This window comes from Yersinia kristensenii, from assembly GCF_900460525.1.
Classification (GTDB): domain Bacteria; phylum Pseudomonadota; class Gammaproteobacteria; order Enterobacterales; family Enterobacteriaceae; genus Yersinia; species Yersinia kristensenii.
This window is the reverse complement of sequence record NZ_UHIY01000001.1, coordinates 2,808,134-2,832,347: the sequence shown is the minus strand read 5'-3', so window position 1 is coordinate 2,832,347 and position 24,214 is coordinate 2,808,134. Positions and strand designations below refer to the sequence as shown.

Below are 24,214 nucleotides of genomic sequence, written 5' to 3'. Positions count from 1 at the left end.
GTAAATCTGGTTGATAATAAAAATACACATATAGCAAAAATAGAAAACCATGACATATAATTATTTATTAGTTATTTCTAATAAATAATTAATAAAGGTAAGAGATAAATAAACAATAATCTTGACCATTGAAACACATATTAAACCTTGGTTTTGATATTATTAGTTGGTTCATAAAGGGGGATTTCCTCACCAATAATATACTTTTTCCGCAAAGTGGCAGAAACTTTATCCATGATCATTACAATGACAACCATTATTAAAGTAATAAACATAACAACATCCCAATTCCATAGTCTCATATTCTCAGCATAAACTAAACCTATACCGCCAGCCCCCACAAAACCTAATACTGCGGCCGAACGAGTATTGGATTCAATCTGATAGAGGCTAAGGGCTAAAAAGGTGGGAAAAGACTGAGTAAAAATGCCAAAACGCTGTTTTTGTAATGCATTAGCTCCCAGAGAAGTTAAACCACGATTAGGTGATTTATCTACCGCTTCATGCCCTTCTGCATAGAGTTTACCGAGCAATCCCATATCTTGCATAATAATCGCCAGCACCCCAGCAAGTGGCCCCATCCCGACAGCACGTACAAAAATCAGCCCCCAGATTGCCATATCAATACCACGGAAAATATCCAATAAACGACGCACGACAAATGAAATAAGGCGTAAACCCGGTGTCGACATCACATTTCGTGCAGCCAAAAATGACAGAGGCAAAGCAATCAAGGTTGCAGTGATTGTTCCGGCAAAAACAATTGCTAAAGTAATAAAAATCTGGCCAAAGTAATATCTAAATGGCCAATTAACAAAATCATGCCAGACAAACATCCGCAAAAAATACCGGCTTATTTGCTGGCTACCATTAACAAATGTCTGCCAGGGAATACCAAAGGATTTGAAGAAAAAAAGATAATATAAAAAAATGCCTACGGCAATTATCATGACCCACTTTATATATCGTTTTTGCTGTAAGAAAATCTGCGGATGTTGCTGTTTCACAGTTGCTAGTTGCTCTGTACTCAAGTGGTCTGTCAACATTATGACACGCCCTCGACAACTCGTTTGCGTAATTTACCGGATGTATAATCCAGTAACGAAACTACAATAATAATCAGCAGTAATGTCATACTCACCTGATCATAACGATCTAGTTTTATTGAGGTCATCAACTCCTGACCGATTCCCCCCGCCCCCACCAACCCCAAAATGGTCGATTGGCGAAAATTAATCTCCAGCCGCATAAAGCTATAGGAAAGAAATACGGGTTTGACTTGCGGCCAAAGCGCAAAACGCATTCGTTGTAATTTGCCGGCACCACAAGCAGCAAGGCCGCGAACAGGTTTATCCGATGCTGTTTCCAATGACTCGTAAAACAACTTAGTTAAGCTGCCAATAGTGTGTAATGCCAACGCCAAAAAACCGGGAATAGCCCCAATGCCAAAGGCCATGACGAACATCACCGCCCATGCCAATTCTGGCATTGTGCGTAAAAAGGCAACAAAGGTGCGAATAGATAATCTCAACCACGCTGGACTTTGAGTATTATTCGCCGCTAAAAAAGCAAAAATAATAGCAACCATAACTGACAAAATTGTCGAAGCCACCGCCAGTTGTAGAGTTTCCCAAATTAGCGGTAACTGAATTGGTAGACGATAGCCCCAATAAGCCAAGGAACCTTCCGTATGACCATCTGCAAACAATTTATGCCAATGGAGTACGGGAATAGTTTCAACGAGATAATCAAAAAAATGCGGAATAGAAATAAAGATAGTATGTAAATTAAACTCAGCAATATTTCCCGCACCAAGATAGATAATTGCCAGCATCAATGACCAAATCAACGTTTCACGTTTTTGTTTAGCGCGAACCTTTTGATAGTAATAGTTAAAGTCTGTATTCAAAATTAGCTACCACCTAAAAATGATAGCCCCGGCAAACCAGAGCTATCATATTTTATCCGCAGGACCGACTTAACGGTCACCTTTGGTTAATTCGCGCTTCATATCAATAATAGTTTGATACTCGCTGAGCGATGTTTCACCAATATGCTGTTTGCCACCCATCGCTTTGATGAAACAACCATGATCTTCTTTATCCAGTTTTTTAACCGCAGCCACTAACTGCGCTTTAAACTCAGGGGGTAATGCACCGCGAACTAAAATCGGACCATTAGGAATAAGGGGAGATTCCCAGATAATACGGATCTGTTTCATTAAATCCGGGTGGTCCATACGAATCATGCGGGTAAATGCGCCGCTGGTATATCCAGTATTGTAGTCACCGATCATCGATGCCCAAGTAACTGCACCGTCAAATTGGCCATTAATGACTCCAAGAATATCTTGCTCATGTCCGCCAGAGAATGTCACGCTAGAAAAGAAATTGTTATATTTGTTATCTGGTGTCCCACCTAATTTCTGTTTAAATATTTGATTAGGGATCAAGAAACCAGAGGTTGAATCTGGGTCTGCAAAGCCAAAAGCTTTACCCTTTAAGTCTTCAATTTTCTGGTAAGGACTATCTGCTTTTACAACGACGACAGAGTGATAGCCGCGAGATTGGTCAGTATCATCAATAGCAATACCTACAATATCAACAGCTTTAGGATCTTTGATATAAACAGAGGCAAAAGAGGAAGGAGACATACTTAATACCAGGTCAATCTTTCCACCTAATAAACCTTGAATAACGCCTGAGTAATCAGATGCATTATGCAAATTTGTTTTAACATTTAATTCCTTATCTAAGAACTCCTTAACACATACATTATCGCCAATTTGCTGTGTTGCATTCTGCCCGCCAAGAATACCCAGATTAATTTCTTTTGGTGCATCCACTGCAGTGGCATTAAATACCATAAAACTTGCCACTAATGAGGTAAGACAAAGTACTTTTTTCATTAAAATAACCTATTCTGATAAAGGGATAAGTGGGAGTTAATGCAAAAGCTCAGGTGATTCATCACTATATATATCCTGAATAATGGTGTCATTTAGCATAGAGGGATGACCGTCAAAAATAATTCGTCCATGAGCAATACCAATAACTCTGGTACAATAATCTTTCACTAAATTGACAGAGTGTAAATTAACAACCACCGCAATATCATTTTCACTTATTTTCTGTAATGTATTCATAATACGAGTCGTATTCTTAGGATCCAAAGAAGCGACGGGTTCATCAGCCAATAATATTTTGGGGTTTTGCATCATGGCACGGCAAATAGCAACACGCTGCATTTGTCCACCCGAAAGGTTTTCTGCGCGTTGCAAAGCATGCGGCAGCATATTAAGCCACTGTAATAATTCGATAGCTCTGGCGCGATCCTGATCCGCAAATATCTTAAAAAATGATTTTAGTGTGGAGGTGTAACTGAGACGGCCTAATAAAACGTTAGTCATCACATCAAGACGCGGAACCAAACAGAAATCTTGAAAAATCATGCCACATTGAGCTCGCCATTTACGCATCTGCTTTGTTGTCAGGGCTGCAATATTTTGTGTTTCGCCGTTGTCATGGTAATTAATAATTTCACCAGCACTACTGGGAATAGTGCCATTTAAAACATGTAGTAATGTAGATTTACCGGCACCAGAACGGCCAATTATTGCGACAAATTCACCCGCATGAATCTCAAAATTAATATTATCCAAAACTCGATGTTGTGACTTATACGCCTTAACCAAACCTTTAACAGAAAGTACCTTTTTACGCGATTCTAACACCACAGCTGGATAATCAGCCACAGTGAGCTTACGCAATGCCTGGCCCATGTCATGTTTCTCAGATTGCCTGTAGTCATGTGCTATTAACTAATATTTCTATTGCATATTGATGATGGTTTTATGAGAGAAAGGTGACAAAATTTAGCCACCTTTCTTATATTCTTGATGAGAGAAAATTTTCTTGTTTAATGCTTATTTAGTCAAAAATGATTATTTAAAATCACTATAATAAGCACCTGAAAAGTTGCTAACTTCTTAATTTTCGATAGACAAGCAGCACAACCAGTGAACCAATAACTGCCACCACAAAGCTACCAAGGTTAAATCCATCAACCTTACCCATCCCAAAGAAAGTACTAATATAGCCACCAACCAGCGCCCCTACCACACCGAGGATTATAGTCATAATAAAACCACCGCCATCCTCTCCTGGCATAATCCATTTAGCTAAAATCCCAGCGATAAGACCAAAAATAATCCAAGATAGTATGCCCATAAGTACCTCCATAAAATTAATTTTCACTGATAGCTGACTTGCCTATCTCACTCATTACAAACTCAACATAGCGGCCTTAAACCGCTATCGTCATTATTAAGTTAAGACCCGAATAACAAAATCTGCAAACCAGATTAGTCATGTTCAGTTGAAATTAAATAATGGGTTCTCGAGGTGAAAAAATATGATTAACCCCCTGTTGCTGCAGTTTTTTCAGTAAATCATACCCACCATTCGGTACACTATGGGCAAATTTTCTTTCGCTGGCAAAAATGGGGCTGGCCCAATATATATTAACCGGGTCTTCTTGCTGGAGGGGTAATATTAGGCTATCTGCATTAGCATAAAGCTTTGATGACAAGACATAACCCTCATACCCCTGAGGAGCAACTTTTGACTCCAATGTGTGCCCCTCCCCTAGCCAAGTTATTTTACTCCAAGGTACATGAGCAAAACCTGCCAACGCGCTAGCCATATAGATAGCGTTGTCCTCATTAACAAATTGGCTATCAATCGCTATAGCCATTTCGAAACGCCGGTATTTAGCCGCATCATCATTGAATAATATTTCAACCCATGGCTGAGGACGAATACTGACCCCCAACGTCAGAAAGTAATATATTCCCTCTTTTTCGTGCTGGGAGATAGCCATAGGCGGCCACTTGCCTTGATCGATGGCATAATATTTAACCGATGGGCCAAAGTGTTGTTCATAGCACTGAATATATTCAGCTTGTAATGCAGGCCATGGATTCCCTTCCTCCTGCTGCCAGACCCGCCAAAATTGGCGGGTATTTTGTGCATGGGTATATTGGGTATTAGTGGAAGCTGACCCTAGAGGTAATGTTAGCGGGTTATCTTTAATGCAACTGGCAGAATAACAAACAGAGTGATCAATATATAAACTCCAACCGGGAATAATCGCCAGTAATTGCCCCTGATACCACAATGCTGCGCCGTCATCACTTTCTGACCAGATGATCGAAATAAACTGTGCATCAAGTTCAGCCTCACCAGCCACATTACGGCAAAATTCTGCCGCCAAACACGGAGCCAGTCCTTGTTCAAGGGCGGCATTATCAGCCGATATTGGAGCTGCGACCAAATTTCTCACCCAGCAGGCGCGAACGGGGAAACGTTCTTCAAACGCCTCTTGCGGATAAATATAGAAGTACACTACCCGCTGGTCTTGTTGCACCACGGCTACTAATGTCTGGTTTTCATTACTGACTTCGGCCAGTACCTCAGATTCTTTCATATCGCCTCAACTCTATCGGCAAAGGATTTCAGGCTAAACACGCTGTATTGCATGCCGTAAAATAAGTCTATTAGCGGGGGAAACATAATCTTATGCCAATAATTCTATACTGAATAATATAAAAAGGGACCGTAAAAACTCAGTGATAGTGTAAAACGACTTATCCCTTTAAATCATCGGCAAAAGTCTCAAAAATTATCAGTATCAACATGAATATCTAGACACATGTTTTTATAATTGATTCAATATGTTCCTATAGAAACAGACTCTAACGAAGAAGTATGGCCTAAAGATTAATTGCCAATAGTTGATAGTCTACCGTCTGTTTTCACGCTAAAATACAAACATTATTTCTCGCAGAATTGAAGGCTGATATGGCATATATACCGAAGAACTATGCACGTCTCGAAAGTGGGTATAGGGAGAAAGCATTGAAGATTTTTCCGTGGGTTTGCGGTAAGTGCTCACGAGAATTTGTTTATTCCAACCTGCGAGAACTAACCGTTCACCATATTGACCATGACCATAGTAATAACCCAGAAGATGGCAGCAATTGGGAGATGTTATGTCTTTTTTGTCATGACCATGAACACTCTAAATATACCGAGGCAGACCTTTATGGCTCGACTGTGATTGCCGGGGATGATGCCCAGAATGATCAGGGTATTGCTACCCACAATCCATTCGCCAACTTGAAGTCTTTGATGAAAAAATAAGCCTATTTGGCCGTGATACACAGAGCGGCCAATACTTTATAATGGCAAATCGCACAATAGTTAGAAGCCGAGCAACTGCCGGTATGAGCGATTCTCTTGTTGTTCTACTAATAATCCTAATCCATTAGCTAACTCTCGGCATTCTGCCTTAAGATTATCAAGGGCAGTAAAATCATCAGTCATGATGGCTATCTCAGCAAAATCACCCAACTCCGCCAAGCTATCAACCGTGACGTGAAACTTCCCAATAAAATAGATACTACGTTGTTTTTCTAGTGTAAAAGCGGGTTGATACCCTAATGTTGACAACATGCTCTTCACTTTATCAATATCTTCAATATTGCTCGCTTCACAGCGTTCCGTACCCGGCCCCTTAACTATCCATAAACGAATACCTGATGGATTCATTTCGCGTAAAAGCATACTGATCTGTTTAGCGGCTAAATCACCGCTATTCACTTCCAAATAGATATCTTTTTCATGATTATTGACAGTAAATGGCACTGCTTTATACATTGTTAACTGTTCATGTAATTGGTTGATGTTCGATACTTTGAACTTCAACTCAACTTCATATTTACCCACAAAATGCTCACTCATAAAATACCTTATTAATCAGCGTAGTTCCGGTATCCGATCCTATACCTCATCACGTCATGATCAAAACTCTTATCAAGATATTAAACGGCGAGCCCATCACAATTTTCTGTCTTATCCTCTCAATTAATCATTAGAGTTAATAATGTTTAAAACACAGTGATTCGAAGACTGGATGCTTTTTAAGCGATAATAATGCGAGTGAGTTCACAAAACACACGTTTTATCAGGAAAGCATGCAGCCCCTCATGTTTACTTCATTGCACCAAAATAATGTTCCATATCGGACTGAACGCAAGTGTGAAGCCCGACGCTATAAAAAGTAAATGCCACTACAGGGAGCCGCACGAATGAATCACTCTTATGATAAAAAAACGCAAACTTTACTGACCCAATTACAGCATATCGTAGGTGCGCGCTACTTATTGACTGGTGAGCGACAAACTGAACGCTATCGTTCGGGTTTTAGGTCAGGGGCTGGTTCTGCCCTCGCTGTAGTGTTCCCTTCTACGTTATTACAGCAATGGCAGTTGCTACAAGCCTGTGTTGCAGCCGATACTATCGTTATAATGCAAGCAGCTAATACAGGGCTAACAGAGGGGTCAACCCCTAGTGGTGATGATTACGATCGGCCCATTGTTATATTAAATACATTGCGGCTTAATCAAATTCAGCTACTCAATGATGGCAAACAAGTTATTGGCTTTCCTGGTAGTACATTGAATCAACTGGAAAAACGCTTAAAACCTTATGATAGAGAGCCCCATTCAGTCATTGGTTCTTCTTGTATTGGTGCTTCTGTTATCGGTGGTATTTGCAATAATTCAGGTGGTTCATTGGTTCAAAGAGGCCCTGCCTACACAGAAATGGCGTTATTTGCACAAATTGATGCACAAGGTGAGTTGCAATTAATTAACCACTTAGGAATTCATTTAGGCGATACACCAGAAGAGATTTTACAATGCTTGGAACGGGGTAAATACCCTGTCAGTGATATTGATCAGGGCACTCAACAAGCATCCGATCATGAATATGCAACGCGAGTGAGAGATATTGATTCGTCAACGCCTTCTCGTTTTAATGCCGACCCACGACGACTCTTTGAGGCCTCTGGATGTGCGGGCAAACTAGCTGTATTTGCCGTTCGGTTGGACACATTCCCCAGAGACAAGCAGCAGCAAGTTTTCTATATTGGTACCAATCAAACTCAGGTCTTAACTGATCTACGGCGCGCTATTTTACGTGACTTCAAGTATTTACCTGTTGCTGGCGAATATATGCATCGCGATATTTTTGATATTGCAGAAGTGTATGGCAAAGATACATTTGTCATGATCAACAACATGGGCACCAATAACATGCCACGTTTTTTCACCTTAAAAGGTAAAATTGATGCCCGCCTTAATAAGGTTCCCTTTCTAATAGATCATTTAACTGACCGTATTATGCAAGGTTTCAGCCAGGTACTCCCCAGCCATTTACCTAAACGCCTTAAGAGTTATCGTAGTAAATATGAGCATCATTTGATGCTCAAAATGTCAGGTGAAGGGATAACTGAAGCACAGCAATTTTTAAAAGATTTTTTTACTACGGCGGAAGGTAATTTTATTACCTGTACTGCTGATGAAGGCAAAAAAGCTTTTTTACATCGCTTTGCCGCGGCAGGAGCCGCTGTTCGTTATCACGCAATCCATGCCGATAAAGTAGAAGATATTCTGGCGTTGGATATTGCCTTGCCGCGTAATGAGGAACAATGGTTTGAGACGTTACCGCCCGAAATAGATCAATGTTTGGTCGCCAAACTCTACTATGGTCATTTTTTGTGCCACGTTTTCCATCAGGATTATATCGTGAAGAAAGGGGTCGATACCCACGCCCTAAAACAAAAAATGTTGGCGCTTCTGAATAACAAAGGGGCAGAATACCCAGCCGAACATAATGTCGGGCACCTCTACATAGCCAAACCGGCATTGAAAGCGTTTTATCAGCAGATAGACCCTACCAATAGTTTTAATCCGGGGATTGGTAAAACCTCGAAACTTAAATACTGGCAGACAAAATAACTGTGTTGAGGACGGATATCTGGCAAATTAAAATAACTTAAGCATTATCCGAATTCCTGCAACATATCGTATGAATTCTGCCAGACAAACTATAGTCATAGTCTGACACCCACGAAAGTTGGTATGACTATCACATGTTAGTTTTTTATACGAAATCTGGGAGAACGAATGAAAATAATACTGTGGATTATCGCAATCATTTTTATTGTCGGTTTACTGACCATTACTGGTGTATTTAAACTTATTTTTTAATTATTATCAGTATGTTGAGAGAAATTAGTTAAATGCTATAGGCAGAGTTGCAGGCTGGTTGCAAACTCTGCCTTTCAATAACTATCACTGTATTTATTCAGTCACCTGAGCTAAACGCCCTTGAGCATCTTTTTGTTGACGATAACTTTTTGCAGCTCCAGGAATAGGGGCAGCCTTGCCGGTTTCCATCCAACTGCGCAGGCGGTTTGCATCCGCAAAATGGGTATATTTGCCAAAAGCATCCAAAACAACTAATGCAACAGGGCGATTACCAATAACAGTACGCATTGCCAGACAATGCCCGGCCTGATTAGTAAAACCGGTTTTAGTCAGCTGAATATTCCATTTGTCGTTATAAACCAAATGGTTAGTATTACGGAAAGGCAATGTGTAATTGGGGTCACGGAACGTAGCCATTTTCTCGGTAGTGGTACTTAATTGACCAATCAGTGGGTATTGTTTGGTTGCTATCAATAATTTAGTAAGGTCACGTGCCGTCGACACATTATTAATCGACAAACCTGTTGGTTCGACATAGCGCGTATTCGTCATTCCTAGCGATTTAGCCTTTGCATTCATTGCTTTAATAAAGGCGTTATATCCACCGGGATAATGATGGGCCAAACTGGCTGCTGCACGGTTTTCCGACGACATGAGCGCCAGCAACAACATATCTTTGCGGCTAATTTCACTGTTTACTCTAACCCGAGAAAATACCCCTTTCATTTCTTTGGTTTGATGGATATCAACCGAAATAATCTCATCAAGCGGCAACTTGGCATCTAATACCACCATTGCTGTCATCAGTTTGGTGATTGAAGCAATCGGCACAACTTCATCTGCATTGTTAGCATAAATGACTTTATTTGTTTGCAAATCAACCACCATCGCGCTCCCCGAAGCCAATTCAAGAGGGGCCTTTCCTTTAACTTCATTGCCTCCGCCACTCGCTATCGCGGTAGGGACACCACTAATAGAGGTAGATAAAAGCAAGAAACTTAATAGTGCAGAACGGATTTTCACATGCATGTTAGTCAGCTTAAAAAGGTTGTCTGGAGACATTATGGTTGATCCGGCGCATTATAAATTACAGTAATGCCCTGCGCACCACACATTCTTAAAATGATTGTTACAAAGATTAAAGCTGCCTAATCACTGCTCAACAGTAAACATTTCCGAAGGAAAACAAAGCTAAAGTTATGATAATGACTATTTTAAATGATAGTTTTGTTTATAAAACAATCAACATGCTACGGTAGACTGGCTTCTGCTGTAAACATTCAATTTTAGTAAATCTATCACCGGTCATTTTAATTAATCAAAATAATCTCAACGGTGCCTCAATAATGAAAAAAAAACATGTCTCAGGTTAAATACCACCCTATACTTGCCAACATAAATTTTTAGATAAATCTAATTTTTAGGTGTTTATATGGGAACAACAATTTTTGGTATTCTCTTCGGAGTATTTTTAATCGCTGCAGGCCTTGCTGACATTCATGATGAAAACTTGGCATCTTTGACATTTTGGGTTGATGCGTTGCTGATTTTTGTTGGGGCAGTCTTCCTATTGGGCATTGCTAAATTTATCGGCCGCAAGAAAAAGTAACATCCGATTTTTTATCAAAAAAGGCGCTAAAGCGCCTTTTATTTCCGTTTACCTTACGCCAAATCTGTCATCACCCGTTGAGCAATTTCAAAGTAAATAATCAGACCGGTGCCATCAATAAAGGTCGCAATAAAGGGGGCAGACACCACCGCAGGATCGATGGACAAGCGCTTTAATACCATCGGAATAATAGAAGAAATAATGGCGCTCCATACTGTAATCGCAACAACAGTTAAGCTCACCACGATAGTGACTTCCATTCCTACCCCAAGGAACCAAGCGCGGATCCAGGCAGCTAAACCAATAGTCGCTGCTACCATTAGAGATGTAGAAACCTCTTTACGCAATACTGCGCCTATATTGCGTAAACTAACTTCACCTAATGCCATCGCTCGTACTAAAGTGGAGGTAATTTGTGTTCCACTGTTCCCACCCGTACCGATTAATAATGGAATAAAAAATGCCAGGGCAATAGCGGCTTCAAGTTGTTCTTCAAACGCTTTTAATACTGTGCCAGTATAAGCCTCTGCGACAAATAGCAGTAATAACCAAACAACCCGTTTGCGCCATAATGTTACTGGGCTAGTTTGTAAATATGGCTCATCAAGAGGAAAACTAGCGCCTTGTCGTTGGGCATCATCGGTATTTTCATCTTCAATCAACTCAGCAATATCTTGGGCTCGTAATATTCCCATTAATTTACCGTAACTTAATACTGGAATGATACCTAAACTGTTTTTTGATAATAGACTGACTGCCTCATGACGGTTCTGATCTGGCGATACAGAAAAATAACTTTGATTGATAATTTGAAAAATTTTTATATCTTGCTGTTCTTCCGTCAATAGTTTTTTAACTGAGAGTAAGCCGAGTAAATGCTGATTATCATTAATGACCAATAATTGTGTCGGTATTTCATCATCAGAGATATTCTGCAAGAAATAAGTTTTAGCCTCAGCGACTGACATATCAGCAGACACCGTAATATAGGCATTGCTCATATAAGCGCCTAAAGTAGATTCCTTATCTTCGCCTGGATGGAACTGGTCTTGCTTTTGCAAGGCTAAATCGAGATGTGAACTCATAAAAGACCCTATTACTGTTATTAATCAACTAAACAGTCCTCACATAGGGGCGTAACTAGATTAGAGAGTGCTCTATGGCTATCTCCGTGTCTAAGTTTTAGCACTATACAACGTATCTGATTTCTCAGAAGTTACTTTGAGCTATACCTTAATCCGATATAGCTTGTCCTAACCTTGGGCGTCTCTGGACGTCGTCAGATCAGTAACCTGTGTTTGTATAGGAGCCTCGCCTAACGAGATACTGCATTTAAAATGCCCGCACACTATAAGCGTGATACTTAAAACAAATCAAAAAAATAACCATTCTCGTTTAAGGTATATTTAGTTTTTATCAAGAAAAAATAATTAAAATTTATTAATGATTAATTACTATTTAATGAATTTGAAATAATATCAGAGATGGTTATTATTCCTACTGTACGAGTATATCCACTTAGGTTATATTTCTTTAATATCCCAGCCATAATACCATTATGGTATGGCTACCATCTGTATAAAATCACCCCGATAAGAAGGAACTTATTGATGCGAATTTTAGTTAATACATCTATATTATTTATGTGTTCTATAGTAGGAACAGGGGCTGCAACCGCTAATGAAATAATCTTATGGCGAGAACCCGCTCCTATTGTAAAAGAAGGGAAATATTACAGTCTTATCGTCGATCGGGGGCAACTGCAAAAAGCGGTCAGGAATACCAATAATGATTATCTTTTTTCTGAAAAAGGGAAGGGTATTAAGCCATTAGTGTTAATCGGCTCTCCTCTTGAGATTTCAGAGTTTTTGATTAAAAACGAAACTCGTGGTATCGAAAACCATATTAAAGAACTGCCAGATATCTACATGGGCATCACGAATTATGTGCCTCAGAAACGTTTTACCGGGTTATTTCCATTACATGACTTATTAACCAAAAGTGTTGAGCAAGCACTAAAATTCGTGCCGGTAGGTACTATTCTGACTGATGCAGCCGGTATTCCTTCAGATCTAAACGAAATGTATGATGTGATTAAGATTTTGAAAAATAAAGATAAAAGTGATGGAAGACTTCTTTATGTCAAGTTTAGCTATCTACCGGAGGATGGAATGAAAAAGGTGGGTAGAAAAACCGTCAGTTTCGGTAAGATACTTAAACAAATGCAGGATGGTAATAAATAAGCCAGCAACGGATACTAGCAAAAACGGCACTGTGGCCAACGCCTTCGATTAACCCCTTCGCCACAGTGTTTAATAATATGCAAAGCTAAATACGTTGAATAGCGAGCGCAATATCTTTCGAGGTTTTTAACGCGCGGATTTCGCTGAATAACTCCGTGGCTTCAGCATATTCTTTACGCAGATACCCTAGCCACTGCTTGATGCGAGCAACATGATATAAACCTGTATCCCCCTGTTTTTCTAGCTGAACATATTTTTTCAACAGTTTCACCACTTCCGGCCACGGCATTCGCGGTTCGTTATATTTGACCACTCGGCTCAAGTTTGGCACATTCAGCGCTCCTCGGCCTAACATCACAGCATCACACCCCGTCACCTTCATACACTCTTGCGCGCTCTGGTAATCCCAGATTTCACCGTTGGCAATAACCGGAATAGTGAGCCGCTGGCGGATCTCACCGATCGCCTGCCAGTTAATGCGTTCAGCTTGATAACCATCTTCTTTGGTACGGCCATGTACTGCCAGTTCGGTTGCACCCGCTTGTTGCACCGCATCGGCAATTTCAAACTGACGATCACCCGAATCCCAGCCTAATCGAATTTTTACTGTTACCGGCAAATGAGCCGGGACAGCCTCACGCATAGCTTTGGCTCCCCGATAAATCAGTTCGGGATCTTTCAGCAATGTGGCCCCACCACCGCTGCCATTAACCAGCTTTGACGGGCAACCACAGTTCAAATCCACCCCGTAAGACCCCAATTCAACCGCACGGGCGGCATTTTCCGCCAGCCATTCGGGGTATTGGCCTAACAATTGGATACGAACCTGAGTGCCGGAGGAAGTCCGGCTCTGATAATGCAGTTCAGGACACAGACGATAGAAAGATTTTACAGGCAATAGTTGATCGACCACCCGTAAGAATTCGGTGATGCAAAGATCATAATCATTGACTTCACTGAGGAGCTCGCGCACCAGTGAATCTAATACACCTTCCATCGGCGCCAGTATTACCCTCATGCTAATGACCCTACTCCCCTATCCACACCATGAATACATCCTGCCCAGAATCTATAAAGCCAACATAGTATAACGGTAAAAAAGACCGGCAATGATACGGGGGATGCCGGGGATAAAACAAGGGATAACCCAGTAATGACAGAAATTCAGATAAAAAAAACCGCCTCCGAAGAAGCGGTTTTATCAGCGAATACTTTCTTGCTTATTCGCCTGGTTTGCGGCTACGACCACGTGAAGACGGGCCTGCCGGGCGGCGTTGACCATCAGCCTGGCTGCGCGGGCGGCTGGTACGGCTATCACCGCGACCTGCTGTTGCACCACCACCATTCTGTGGGCGACCCGCACTGCTACCCCGGCCCATTCCAGGGCGCTGCGCCCCACGGCCCTGACGGCCATTTTGAATCGGATCCGCTTTAATACTTGGGTCCGGCTCATAGCCATCGAGTGCGATACGTGGAATTTCACGTTTCAGTAAGCGCTCAATATCACGCAACAATTTATGTTCATCAACACAAACCAGTGAAATCGCCTCGCCAGTACGTTCCGCGCGGCCAGTACGGCCAATGCGGTGCACGTAATCTTCCGGTACGTTTGGCAGCTCATAGTTAACCACATGAGGTAACTGATCAATATCCAAACCACGAGCAGCGATATCAGTCGCTACCAATACACGGATTTTACCATCTTTAAAATCAGCCAATGCACGGGTACGCGCACCTTGGCTCTTGTTGCCGTGAATGGCAGCGGCAGTAATACCGTCTTTATTCAATTGCTCGGCTAAATGGTTAGCGCCGTGTTTGGTGCGGTTAAACACCAATACTTGCTGCCAGTTACCTTCACCAATCATCTGAGACAGTAGCTCACGCTTGCGGTTTTTATCAACAAAATGAACGCTTTGTGCAATTTGTTCAGACGCAGTGTTACGGCGCGCAACTTCAACAGAAGCCGGGTTATGCAACAACTTACTAGCCAAACCTTTAATCTCATCAGAGAAAGTGGCAGAGAACAGCAAGTTCTGGCGTTTGGCTGGCAGTTTGGCCAATACACGACGGATATCGTGAATAAAGCCCATATCCAGCATGCGGTCAGCTTCGTCCAATACCAAAATTTCAATTTTGGACAAATCAACTGCATTCTGATGTTCCAGATCCAGTAAACGGCCAGGGGTGGCGACCAAAATATCCACACCACCGCGCAATTTCATCATCTGTGGGTTAATGCTAACGCCACCAAATACCACCAGCGAACGCAGCTTCAGGTATTTGCTGTAACTCTGTACGTTTTCGTCAATCTGCGCAGCCAGCTCGCGGGTTGGCGTCAAAATCAACGCACGCACCGGACGACGGCCTTTAATTGGCTGTTGATCCTGACTTAGCAATTGCAACAACGGCAAGGTGAAACCCGCGGTTTTACCCGTACCGGTTTGCGCGCTGGCCATTAAATCACGGCCTTCCAATACCACAGGGATTGCCTGACGTTGAATCGGTGTCGGCACAAGGTAGCCCTGCTCTTCAACAGCACGCAGGATGTCGGCGTTTAGGCCGAGAGAATCAAATGACATATTACGAGAAGCTCCAGATCTTCCCAATCCTGGCGATAACGTCAGGTGCAGTTTCAAGGGAAGATTATCAGACGAGGCATGAATTGAGGCATTACCACGAGGATTGGCACAAACTGCAGTGCACCATTGCGGCTGATTATAGCAGATGTTAGTGAGAAAAGGGAGATTTACACGTTTCTTAAGAATTTTATTAGCTCAAACATCAACAGAATTGATTTATCAGCCCCGATTAACCTGCTCAGGATCACAAAAACAGGGCGAATTACGGCCATAGCTTTACATATTCTCAGCAGAGACCTAAAGTTAATCATACGATTGATTTATTATTTGACTATCATTATAGTTAGCACAAATCTTATCCATTTTTACCCAAAGTAATTGGAGTTGCAGGTAGGCAGCAAGCGAATGAATCCCGATGAGCTTACACAGGTAAGTGATTCGGGTGAGTGAGTGTAGCTAACAACCCTGCGGCTTCAAGTACGCGGGGTATATTGAGTATGGTGCCTATGTCTCATTCCACACCTCACTATTTAACACCGGCAATACCGGTGACCACCCGCGGTGAACAAGCACGCCAGCAATTAATACAGGCTGCGACCGAACTGTTCGGCGAACAGGGTTTGAAAGGGGCAACCACCCGCGAAATTGCCCAGCGAGCAGGACAGAATATTGCCGCGATTACTTACTACTTCAATTCTAAAGAAGGTTTGTATCTGGCGGTGGCACAACAAATTGCGGATTTTATCCAGCAGGCTTTTGCACCACTGGCGTTGGAAATTGACCAATTTCTGCGCCTGCCGAGCCAGGATCAAAGTCCAGAACAGCAATTGCATTATATCCGCCGTGGGTTACTGGAATTTAGCCATTTAATGACACAGCCGGAAACACTGAATATCAGTAAAATCATGGCGCGGGAACAACTCTCCCCCAGTGATGCATACCCGTTGATTCATACTCAGGCCATTGCGCCCTTACACCAAAAAATGAATTTTTTGCTGGCGGCATTTATTGGTGCCGATGCAAGTGCGACGAAAACCATTCTTCATACTCATGCACTGATAGGCGAGGTTCTCGCTTTCCGCATGGCGCGGGAAACCATCCGCCGACAAGCCGGCTGGCTGGAGATTGGCGAATCTGAAAGTGAGATGATTAATCAAGTACTTATCGAACATATCGACCTGCTGCTTTATGGGCTGCGAGCTAAATCGGCATAATGAGCGTCTTAAGTAGGTCGTTATAAAAATTGTAACTATAAAAGTTGTAGTTATATCTAAAAAAATTGGAGTTGCAGGTAGGCAGTAAGCGAATAAATCCCGATGAGTCTATTCATTTAAGGTCAACGACCAGTAAGTGATTCGGGTGACAATCCTGCGGCTTCAAGGGCGAAGGGTATAAAAATCGGTAACAGATAGGGAGCATTATGAATCGCAAGAAGATTATAGTGGCCGTCGTCATCGTCGCTGTGCTGGCGGCAATCGGTTACGGATGGAATTATTATCGCCAACAACAGGACGCGACATTGACGTTATATGGCAATGTCGATATTCGCACCGTGAATCTGGGCTTTAGGGTAGGTGGTCGGCTGGCTTCTCTGGCCGTCGATGAAGGGGATAAAGTTCAGCCGGGCGAAGTCTTGGGGAAACTGGATGACGGCCCGTATCTCAATGCCCTTAAGCAGGCCCAGGCCAATGTGCAAAGTGCGCAAGCCCAGTTGGATTTACTGAAGGCGGGCTACCGGGAAGAAGAAATTGCCCAAGTTCGAGCTGAAGTCTCTCAGCGCGAGGCCGCATTCAGTTATGCCGACAGCTTCCTGAAACGCCAGCAAGGGCTGTGGACAAGCAAAGCCGTATCAGCCAATGAGCTGGAAAATGCCCGTACCGCGCGCAGTCAGGCCCAGGCTAATCTGCAAGCATCAAAAGATAAACTCGCCCAATATTTGAGCGGTAACCGCCCGCAAGAAATCGCACAGGCCGAAGCGAATCTGGCGCAAAGTGAAGCTGAATTGGCGCAAGCCCAACTCAATTTACAAGACACCACCTTGCTTTCACCTTCTGGCGGGACGGTACTGACGCGCGCGGTTGAGCCAGGTACTATTTTGTCTGCCAGTAATACCGTCTTTACTCTCTCACTGACGGATCCGGTTTGGGTGCGGGCCTATGTCAGTGAGCGCCACTTGGGGCAAGCCATACCGGGGACTGAGGTCGAAATCTTTACTGATGGCCGCCCGGGCAAGCCTTATCACGGCAAAATTGGCTTTGTTTCACCAACCGCCGAATTTACCCCTAAGAGTGTAGAAACACCGGACTTGCGAACCGACCTGGTTTATCGCTTGCGAATTATCATCACGGACGCCGATGAATCGCTACGCCAAGGTATGCCGGTCACCATCAGTTTTGCACAACCTTAAGGTGGCTTGAGCTATGAATGGCATTCAGCATCTTATTACTCTGGAAGGTGTCGAAAAATCGTTCCCCGGACTGGAGAGCCCGGCGGTTGCCAGCCTGACCACTGAAATCCGCAGTGGTGCAGTCACCGGTTTGGTCGGGCCAGACGGCGCAGGTAAAACCACGCTGTTACGGATGTTAGCCGGGCTGCTTAAACCCAGCCAAGGCAAACTGACGGTCGTCGGCCTTGACCCTGTTGAAGATGATCGCCAGTTACATTCCATCCTCGGCTATATGCCGCAAAAATTTGGTTTGTATGAAGATTTGACGGTGATGGAAAACCTGACGCTGTATGCCGATTTACGGGGCGTTACCGGTGAACAGCGCCGTCAGACCTTCGAGCGTCTGCTAACTTTTACTGATTTAACCCGCTTTACAGAGCGGTTGGCGGGCAAACTTTCCGGTGGCATGAAACAAAAATTGGGCTTGGCCTGTACTTTGGTCGGGCAGCCCAAAGTTTTGTTGCTGGATGAGCCAGGCGTCGGTGTCGACCCCATCTCACGCCGCGAGCTATGGCGCATGGTTCATGAACTGGCGAGTGACGGTATGCTCATTCTCTGGAGCACATCATATCTGGATGAAGCTGAACAATGCCGCGAGGTCTTGCTGCTCAATGAAGGTAAATTGCTCTACAGCGGCGCACCGCAAGAACTGACACAGCGCATGAGTGGCCGGACTATTCTGGTCGCCGCCCAAACCGGCACTAACCGCAAATTACTACAACATGCTTTGGCGTTGCCTCAGGTCAGTGATGGCGTGATTCAGGGTAAATATGTGCGGTTGATCCTCAAGCCGGATGTAGATCACAAGAAAATATTATCCCTGTTAGATCAACCTAATGCCGAGATTATGGAGGCAGAACCGCGTTTTGAGGATGCCTTTATCGACCTGCTGGGCGGTGGCCCGGCCAGCGAGTCTGCGCTGGCAAAAATCATGCCCAAAGTCGAGGGCAGCCATGATGAAACCGTGATTGAGGCCCAAGAATTAACCAAGAAATTTGGTGACTTCGCTGCCACCGATCATGTGAATTTTCAGGTCAAACGTGGGGAAATCTTTGGCTTGCTCGGGCCGAACGGTGCCGGTAAATCGACCACATTTAAAATGATGTGTGGTTTGCTGGTTCCCAGCAGTGGCAAAGCTTTGGTGCTGGGTATGGATCTGAAAACCAGCTCCGGTAAAGCACGCCAGCATTTGGGCTATATGGCGCAGAAATTCTCACTGTATGGCAATCTGACGGTAGAGCAAAATCTGAAGTTTTTCTCTGGGGTTTATGGCCTACAAGGGAAAACTCAGCGCGAAAAAATAGCCGATATGACGTCGGCGTTTAATTTCACGCCAATTCTCAAGCAAACACCCGACTCACTGCCACTGGGGTTCAAACAGCGCCTGGCGCTGGCTTGCGCCCTGATGCATGAACCCGACATTCTGTTTCTGGACGAGCCAACCTCCGGTGTCGACCCCCTCACCCGCCGTGAATTTTGGCTACATATCAATGGGATGGTAGATAAAGGGGTGACCGTAATGGTCACCACCCACTTTATGGATGAGGCGGAGTATTGTGACCGCATCGGGCTGGTTTATCGGGGCAAAATTATTGCGGCGGGCACGCCAGATGAGCTAAAACAGCAAGTTGCCACTGATGACAATCCTAATCCATCCATGGAAGAAGCATTTATCGGGTTGGTCCTGCGCTATGACCAGCAAAATGATAAGGAGCAACAATCATGACCGAGCCATATGATTCCCATGTAAATAAATCGCCGGTAAATGAGAGTGAAACTTATCAAGACACCGGGTTCTCCTGGCGACGCCTGCGGGCGCTTTGCAATAAAGAAACTCGGCAAATTCTGCGCGACCCCAGCAGTGGGCTAATTGCTTTTGTTATTCCTCTGCTGTTGCTGTTTATTTTTGGCTACGGCATCAATCTGGACTCCAGCAAACTGCATATCGGTATTTTAATGGAGCAACAAAGCAAGCCGGCGCAAGATTTAGCTAACGCGTTCGCCAGCTCGCCCTATATTTCTCCGCAAATCAGTGATGACCGCCAGGCGCTGATTCAAGCTATGCAAGCCGGTAAAATTCGTGGGTTGATTGTGATCCCCAATGATTTTGCTGAGCAACTCGCACGGCCAGAGAGCCAAGCACCGATTCAGGTCATTACTGACGGCAGTGAGCCGAACACCGCCAACTTTGTGCAAGGTTATGCCCAAGGCGTATGGCAAATCTGGCAACAGCAACAGGCGCAAAATCTGGGGCAAAAAAATGATCCACTGATAGAGGTTCAAGTACGTTATTGGTTTAACCCCGCAGCTATCAGCCGACATTTTATTATTCCGGGGGCCATCACCATTATCATGACAGTGATTGGCGCTATCCTGACGTCACTGGTCATCGCCCGCGAATGGGAGCGCGGCACCATGGAGGCGCTACTCTCGACCCAAGTCACGCGCAGTGAATTACTGCTGTCAAAACTCATTCCCTATTATGTGCTCGGGATGGTCGCCATGACGTTATGTATGGTAGTCGCGGTGTTTATCCTCGGTGTGCCTTATCGCGGCTCATTGTGGATATTATTTATCATGACCAGCTTATTCTTAGCCAGCACACTGGGCATGGGGCTGCTAATTTCGACTATCACCCGCAACCAGTTCAATGCAGCCATGGTGGCACTCAACGCCGCATTTCTACCCGCAGTTATGTTGTCAGGATTTATTTTCCAAATCGACAGTATGCCCGCCGTGGTCCGCGCCGTGACCTATATCATCCCTGCTCGCTATTTTGTCAGCAGTTTGCAAACACTCTTCCTGGCGGGAGATATCGGTACCGTTTTGGTGATTAACCTGTTGTTTTTGGTTGCATCAGCAACCGTGTTTATCGGCCTGACGGCATGGAAAACAAATCGTCGATTAGATTAGGTCGTCGGCTAGATTAACGGAAGGGAGTTAACCATGTTTCATCGCCTTTATACCTTGATTATTAAAGAGTTGCAGTCGCTACTGCGCGAACCGCAAACCCGTGCGATATTAATCATGCCGGTGATATTGCAGGTAATACTATTCCCATTTGCCGCCACATTAGAAGTGACCAATGCCACTATCGCCATTTACAGCGAAGATAGCGGTAAAGCATCAATAGAACTCACTCAGCGCTTTGCTAAAGCTGAAGCATTTTCTCATGTGTTGCTGCTGCACAGCCCACAAGAAATTCAGCCAGTAATTGATAACCAGAAAGCACTGCTGTTGATTCGCTTCCCTGCGCAATTCAGTGCAGATTTAGCCAATGGCAAAACAACTCAGTTACAGTTGGTCTTAGATGGCCGCAATTCCAACAGCGCCCAAATAGCCGCAAATTACATTCAGCAAATCGTACAGGATTACCAATTAGAATTGACCAAGGGGCAAATCAAACCCAATAACAGTGAGCTAGTGATTCGAAATTGGTATAACCCAAACTTGGATTACAAATGGTTTGTGGTGCCATCATTGATAGCGATGATTACAACTATTGGCGTGTTGATTGTCACCTCACTGTCGGTCGCCCGTGAACGGGAACAAGGGACACTGGAACAGCTTCTGGTTTCCCCACTGACAACCTGGCAGATATTTATTGGCAAAGCAGTTCCGGCCCTGATAGTGGCTACTTTCCAGGCCACTATCGTGTTGTTTATTGGGATATTTTTCTACCAAATTCCCTTTGCGGGATCACTGGCACTGTTTTATGGCACCATGCTGCTCTACGGCTTGTCACTGGTCGGTTTTGGTCTGTTGATTTCATCATTATGCTCAACTCAGCAACAAGCCTTTATTGGTGTATTTGTCTTTATGATGCCCGCAATCTTGCTTTCCGGTTATGTCTCTCCGGTGGAGAACATGCCCGTTTGGCTACAAAATATCACGTGGATCAATCCTATCCGCCACTTTACTGATATCACCAAACAGATTTATCTCAAGGATGCCAGCTTCGACATTATCTGGCACAGCTTATGGCCACTGTTGGTGATAACCGCCACGACGGGGAGTGCGGCCTACGGGATGTTCAGGCGGAAAATCGCGTAACACAGCAAATATCTGTACTCACAAAAAATAAAAAGGACACCAACTTGGTGTCCTTTCAAATTTAGAGTTGCGTACGCCGGGCAAGTTTGCCGCGCCGCAGCCCTTAATTAACCCGCTTAACGGCGGTTGCCGAAAATGCGCAACAACATCAGGAACAGGTTGATGAAATCAAGATACAGGGTCAGTGCGCCGACGATGGCATACTTACGGAAACCATCTTTATCATTGGCATCTAACTGCGCGCCCATGTTTTTCAATTTCTGGGTATCGTAAGCCGTCAGGCCAACAAACACTAAAACACCAATGTAAGTCACCGCCCACATCAACGCCGGGCTTTTTAGCCAAATGTTAACCAAAGACGCCAGAATGATACCGATCAGCCCCATAAACAGGATGCTGCCCAACCCACTCAAATCACGTTTAGTGGTATAGCCATATAGGCTCATAGCACCAAACATCCCGGCACAGATGACAAAAGTACTGGCGATTGATGCGCCGGTGTACAGTATCAAGATGCTGGAAAGCGTCAGCCCTGTTAGCGCAGAGTACAGCATAAACAGTGACGTTGCGGCTGATCCACTCAGGCGGTTAATCATGCCAGAGATAACAAAAACCAAACCAAGCTGAGCAATAATCAACCCAAAGAACAGGATTTGATTTGACTGCAAAGCAAAAATAATTGAAGGGGTGTTCGCTGCATACCACGCGACTACCGCTGTTAATAACAGACCACAGGTCATCCAGCCGTATACCTGCGCCATATATGCCTGAATGCCAGAGTTAGCACGTTCGACAATTGAACCATTAGAGCGTGGATAGCGATCCATGGTAGTTACCTTATGCATATAAATAATGATACAGGCCATCAACTGACAGCCCACCGACTTTGTTAGGGTACCACAGAAATAGGGCAAACAAGGGAGTAAAAATAGGTATTTAGGGCCAATCTTTACACGGGTTTACTTACAGTTTACCAGCGCTTGGCGGCGGCATGATCACTGTCGCGAGATTCGACCCAGCGTTCGCCGTCAGTGGTTGCTTCACGTTTCCAAAATGGTGCCCGTGTTTTCAGATAATCCATAATAAACTCAGCTGACTCAAACGCCATACTGCGATGAGCGCTGGTCACACCAACAAAGACGATTTCATCTCCGGGGAACAAAGGTCCAACCCGATGAATCACTGACACGCGCTGTAAGGGCCAGCGGCTACGTGCTTGGGCAATAATTTCATCCAGCGCTTTTTCTGTCATGCCAGGGTAATGTTCTAGTGTCAACGCACTGACATTGGCGCCCAAATTGTGGTTACGGACTTTGCCGGTAAAGGTCACCACCGCACCGTCTTCATCACACTGCGACAACCAAGTGTATTCTTCGCCGACATTAAATGCCTCCGGCCCGACACGAATGCGCGTGTTGTCCATCATTAACCTCCCGTCACCGGCGGGAAGAAAGCCACTTCATCCCCAGCCACCAAGGGGTGTTGAGCATTGACCAGCGATTGATTCACTGCTGTGAGCAATTTCCCCTCTTCGAGAGCCAACTGCCAGCGGTCACCCCGTTGACACAAAGATTGGCGCAAAGCGTCAACGGTTGAAAACTCCGCAGCCACTTGCAAGCGGTCTGTCCCCACCAACTCACGCACCTGAGCAAAAAATAGAATTTCAATCATGGGTTTACCTTAAAATCACCAGATTTACCGCCACTTTTCGCCAACAGGCGAACCGGGCCAATTATCATGTCTTTTTGTACGGCTTTACACATGTCGTAAATGGTCAGCGCCGCGACGGATGCCGCCGTCAAGGCTTCCATTTCCACCCCAGTTTTACCTGTCAGGCGGCAGCAGGACTCGATACGAACTCGATTGTGCTCCGGCTGCGCTTCCAGTTGGACTTCTACTTTAGTCAGTAATAACGGGTGGCACAGGGGAATCAATTCCCAGGTTTTTTTTGCCGCTTGAATACCGGCAATTCGTGCGGTGGCAAACACATCGCCTTTATGATGGCTACCATCAATAATCATCGCCAATGTCGCGGCATGCATTTCAACAAAGGCTTCCGCACGCGCTTCACGTACAGTTTCAACTTTGGCGGATACATCCACCATATGGGCTTCGCCAGCGGCATTAATGTGAGTCAATTGGGTCATATATAACCTTTGTTCTTAATGT

At 44.3% G+C, this 24,214-nt stretch carries 25 protein-coding genes and 1 riboswitch; of the genes, 10 read left to right on the top strand and 15 right to left on the bottom strand.

Annotated features, from left to right (window positions below; all coding sequences use genetic code 11):
• Positions 1 to 140: 140 nt before the first annotated feature.
• From phnE (DX162_RS12920) to DX162_RS12895, 6 genes are all read right to left on the bottom strand, one after another.
• Positions 141 to 1,046 (bottom strand): phosphonate ABC transporter, permease protein PhnE, encoded by a 906-nt coding sequence (phnE, locus tag DX162_RS12920; RefSeq protein ID WP_098081204.1) that lies wholly within the window; start codon positions 1,044 to 1,046, stop codon positions 141 to 143.
• Positions 1,046 to 1,909 carry a phosphonate ABC transporter, permease protein PhnE gene (gene phnE, locus DX162_RS12915; protein ID WP_004391518.1) on the bottom strand — a complete coding sequence of 288 codons (864 nt, stop codon included), beginning with the start codon at positions 1,907 to 1,909 and terminating at the stop codon, positions 1,046 to 1,048. Before phnE (DX162_RS12915) ends, phnE (DX162_RS12920) begins: the two co-directional genes overlap by 1 nt.
• A 69-nt stretch (positions 1,910 to 1,978) precedes the next feature.
• Complete coding sequence (gene phnD, locus DX162_RS12910; RefSeq protein WP_004391519.1) at positions 1,979 to 2,908, bottom strand: phosphonate ABC transporter substrate-binding protein; 930 nt, start codon at positions 2,906 to 2,908, stop codon at positions 1,979 to 1,981.
• A gap of 36 nt (positions 2,909 to 2,944) precedes the next feature.
• Positions 2,945 to 3,781 carry a phosphonate ABC transporter ATP-binding protein gene (gene phnC / locus DX162_RS12905; protein ID WP_004391520.1) on the bottom strand — a complete coding sequence of 279 codons (837 nt, stop codon included), beginning with the start codon at positions 3,779 to 3,781 and terminating at the stop codon, positions 2,945 to 2,947.
• A gap of 199 nt (positions 3,782 to 3,980) precedes the next feature.
• Entirely contained in the window at positions 3,981 to 4,229 is a 249-nt protein-coding gene (locus DX162_RS12900; RefSeq protein ID WP_004391521.1) for a GlsB/YeaQ/YmgE family stress response membrane protein, read from the bottom strand.
• 154 nt (positions 4,230 to 4,383) lie between these two features.
• Positions 4,384 to 5,487, bottom strand: a complete 1,104-nt coding sequence (locus DX162_RS12895) for a suppressor of fused domain protein (RefSeq protein WP_004391522.1) — start codon at positions 5,485 to 5,487, stop codon at positions 4,384 to 4,386.
• A gap of 374 nt (positions 5,488 to 5,861) precedes the next feature.
• Here DX162_RS12895 and yajD point away from each other — a divergent pair, with 374 nt between their 5' ends.
• Positions 5,862 to 6,203, top strand: coding sequence for an HNH nuclease YajD (gene yajD, locus DX162_RS12890; RefSeq protein WP_032820275.1), 342 nt, complete (start codon positions 5,862 to 5,864; stop codon positions 6,201 to 6,203).
• Between the two features lie 60 nt (positions 6,204 to 6,263).
• Here yajD and cyaB read toward each other — a convergent pair whose 3' ends face one another.
• Positions 6,264 to 6,803, bottom strand: a complete 540-nt coding sequence (cyaB, locus tag DX162_RS12885) for a class IV adenylate cyclase (protein WP_004391524.1) — start codon at positions 6,801 to 6,803, stop codon at positions 6,264 to 6,266.
• A 347-nt stretch (positions 6,804 to 7,150) separates the two neighbouring features.
• Between cyaB and dld the strand changes: the two genes are divergently transcribed.
• On the top strand, positions 7,151 to 8,863 hold the full coding sequence (dld, locus tag DX162_RS12880) for a D-lactate dehydrogenase (RefSeq protein ID WP_098081201.1): 1,713 nt from the start codon (positions 7,151 to 7,153) through the stop codon (positions 8,861 to 8,863).
• A gap of 168 nt (positions 8,864 to 9,031) precedes the next feature.
• Complete coding sequence (locus tag DX162_RS23030; RefSeq protein ID WP_017346848.1) at positions 9,032 to 9,115, top strand: small membrane protein YohP; 84 nt, start codon at positions 9,032 to 9,034, stop codon at positions 9,113 to 9,115.
• Between the two features lie 93 nt (positions 9,116 to 9,208).
• Here the strand turns inward: DX162_RS23030 and pbpG are convergent, their stop codons facing one another.
• Positions 9,209 to 10,144: a D-alanyl-D-alanine endopeptidase gene (pbpG, locus tag DX162_RS12875; protein WP_004391527.1), complete on the bottom strand. Its 936-nt coding sequence runs from the start codon at positions 10,142 to 10,144 to the stop codon at positions 9,209 to 9,211.
• Between the two features lie 403 nt (positions 10,145 to 10,547).
• Here pbpG and DX162_RS12870 point away from each other — a divergent pair, with 403 nt between their 5' ends.
• On the top strand, positions 10,548 to 10,724 hold the full coding sequence (locus tag DX162_RS12870; RefSeq protein ID WP_004391528.1) for a hypothetical protein: 177 nt from the start codon (positions 10,548 to 10,550) through the stop codon (positions 10,722 to 10,724).
• Positions 10,725 to 10,777: 53 nt separating this feature from the next.
• Here DX162_RS12870 and DX162_RS12865 read toward each other — a convergent pair whose 3' ends face one another.
• Positions 10,778 to 11,809: a magnesium transporter gene (locus DX162_RS12865; protein ID WP_004391529.1), complete on the bottom strand. Its 1,032-nt coding sequence runs from the start codon at positions 11,807 to 11,809 to the stop codon at positions 10,778 to 10,780.
• 75 nt (positions 11,810 to 11,884) lie between these two features.
• A riboswitch (M-box (ykoK) riboswitch) is annotated at positions 11,885 to 12,054 on the bottom strand.
• Between the two features lie 280 nt (positions 12,055 to 12,334).
• On the opposite strand from DX162_RS12865, the gene DX162_RS12860 reads away from it, so the two are divergent.
• The gene (locus tag DX162_RS12860) at positions 12,335 to 12,967 is read left to right on the top strand and encodes a hypothetical protein (RefSeq protein ID WP_004391530.1); all 633 of its coding nucleotides are present in this window, start codon (positions 12,335 to 12,337) and stop codon (positions 12,965 to 12,967) included.
• Between the two features lie 85 nt (positions 12,968 to 13,052).
• Here DX162_RS12860 and dusC read toward each other — a convergent pair whose 3' ends face one another.
• Both dusC and rhlE read right to left on the bottom strand, forming a co-directional pair.
• Positions 13,053 to 13,985, bottom strand: coding sequence for a tRNA dihydrouridine(16) synthase DusC (gene dusC, locus DX162_RS12855; RefSeq protein ID WP_032820277.1), 933 nt, complete (start codon positions 13,983 to 13,985; stop codon positions 13,053 to 13,055).
• Positions 13,986 to 14,187: 202 nt separating this feature from the next.
• Entirely contained in the window at positions 14,188 to 15,546 is a 1,359-nt protein-coding gene (rhlE, locus tag DX162_RS12850; protein ID WP_004391532.1) for an ATP-dependent RNA helicase RhlE, read from the bottom strand.
• 506 nt (positions 15,547 to 16,052) lie between these two features.
• On the opposite strand from rhlE, the gene DX162_RS12845 reads away from it, so the two are divergent.
• The 5 genes from DX162_RS12845 to DX162_RS12825 all read left to right on the top strand — a co-directional run bounded on the left by DX162_RS12845 (position 16,053) and on the right by DX162_RS12825 (position 22,045).
• Entirely contained in the window at positions 16,053 to 16,760 is a 708-nt protein-coding gene (locus DX162_RS12845) for a transcriptional regulator (RefSeq protein ID WP_032820300.1), read from the top strand.
• A gap of 206 nt (positions 16,761 to 16,966) precedes the next feature.
• Positions 16,967 to 17,953, top strand: a complete 987-nt coding sequence (hlyD, locus tag DX162_RS12840; protein ID WP_032820279.1) for a secretion protein HlyD — start codon at positions 16,967 to 16,969, stop codon at positions 17,951 to 17,953.
• Positions 17,954 to 17,966: 13 nt separating this feature from the next.
• Complete coding sequence (locus DX162_RS12835) at positions 17,967 to 19,718, top strand: ATP-binding cassette domain-containing protein (protein WP_050118097.1); 1,752 nt, start codon at positions 17,967 to 17,969, stop codon at positions 19,716 to 19,718.
• Positions 19,715 to 20,905 carry an ABC transporter permease gene (locus tag DX162_RS12830; protein WP_049561741.1) on the top strand — a complete coding sequence of 397 codons (1,191 nt, stop codon included), beginning with the start codon at positions 19,715 to 19,717 and terminating at the stop codon, positions 20,903 to 20,905. The genes DX162_RS12835 and DX162_RS12830 overlap by 4 nt, the downstream gene beginning before the upstream one ends.
• 33 nt (positions 20,906 to 20,938) lie before the next feature.
• A complete protein-coding gene (locus tag DX162_RS12825; RefSeq protein ID WP_004391541.1) occupies positions 20,939 to 22,045 on the top strand; it encodes an ABC transporter permease in 1,107 nt (368 codons plus the stop codon).
• Between the two features lie 116 nt (positions 22,046 to 22,161).
• Here DX162_RS12825 and DX162_RS12820 read toward each other — a convergent pair whose 3' ends face one another.
• From DX162_RS12820 to moaC, 4 genes are all read right to left on the bottom strand, one after another.
• On the bottom strand, positions 22,162 to 22,872 hold the full coding sequence (locus DX162_RS12820; RefSeq protein WP_032820281.1) for a Bax inhibitor-1/YccA family protein: 711 nt from the start codon (positions 22,870 to 22,872) through the stop codon (positions 22,162 to 22,164).
• A gap of 143 nt (positions 22,873 to 23,015) precedes the next feature.
• On the bottom strand, positions 23,016 to 23,468 hold the full coding sequence (gene moaE / locus DX162_RS12815) for a molybdopterin synthase catalytic subunit MoaE (protein WP_032820301.1): 453 nt from the start codon (positions 23,466 to 23,468) through the stop codon (positions 23,016 to 23,018).
• A gap of 2 nt (positions 23,469 to 23,470) precedes the next feature.
• Complete coding sequence (moaD, locus tag DX162_RS12810; protein WP_032820282.1) at positions 23,471 to 23,716, bottom strand: molybdopterin synthase sulfur carrier subunit; 246 nt, start codon at positions 23,714 to 23,716, stop codon at positions 23,471 to 23,473.
• Positions 23,713 to 24,192, bottom strand: coding sequence for a cyclic pyranopterin monophosphate synthase MoaC (moaC, locus tag DX162_RS12805; RefSeq protein ID WP_004391544.1), 480 nt, complete (start codon positions 24,190 to 24,192; stop codon positions 23,713 to 23,715). Before moaC ends, moaD begins: the two co-directional genes overlap by 4 nt.
• Between the last annotated feature and the right edge of the window lie 22 nt (positions 24,193 to 24,214).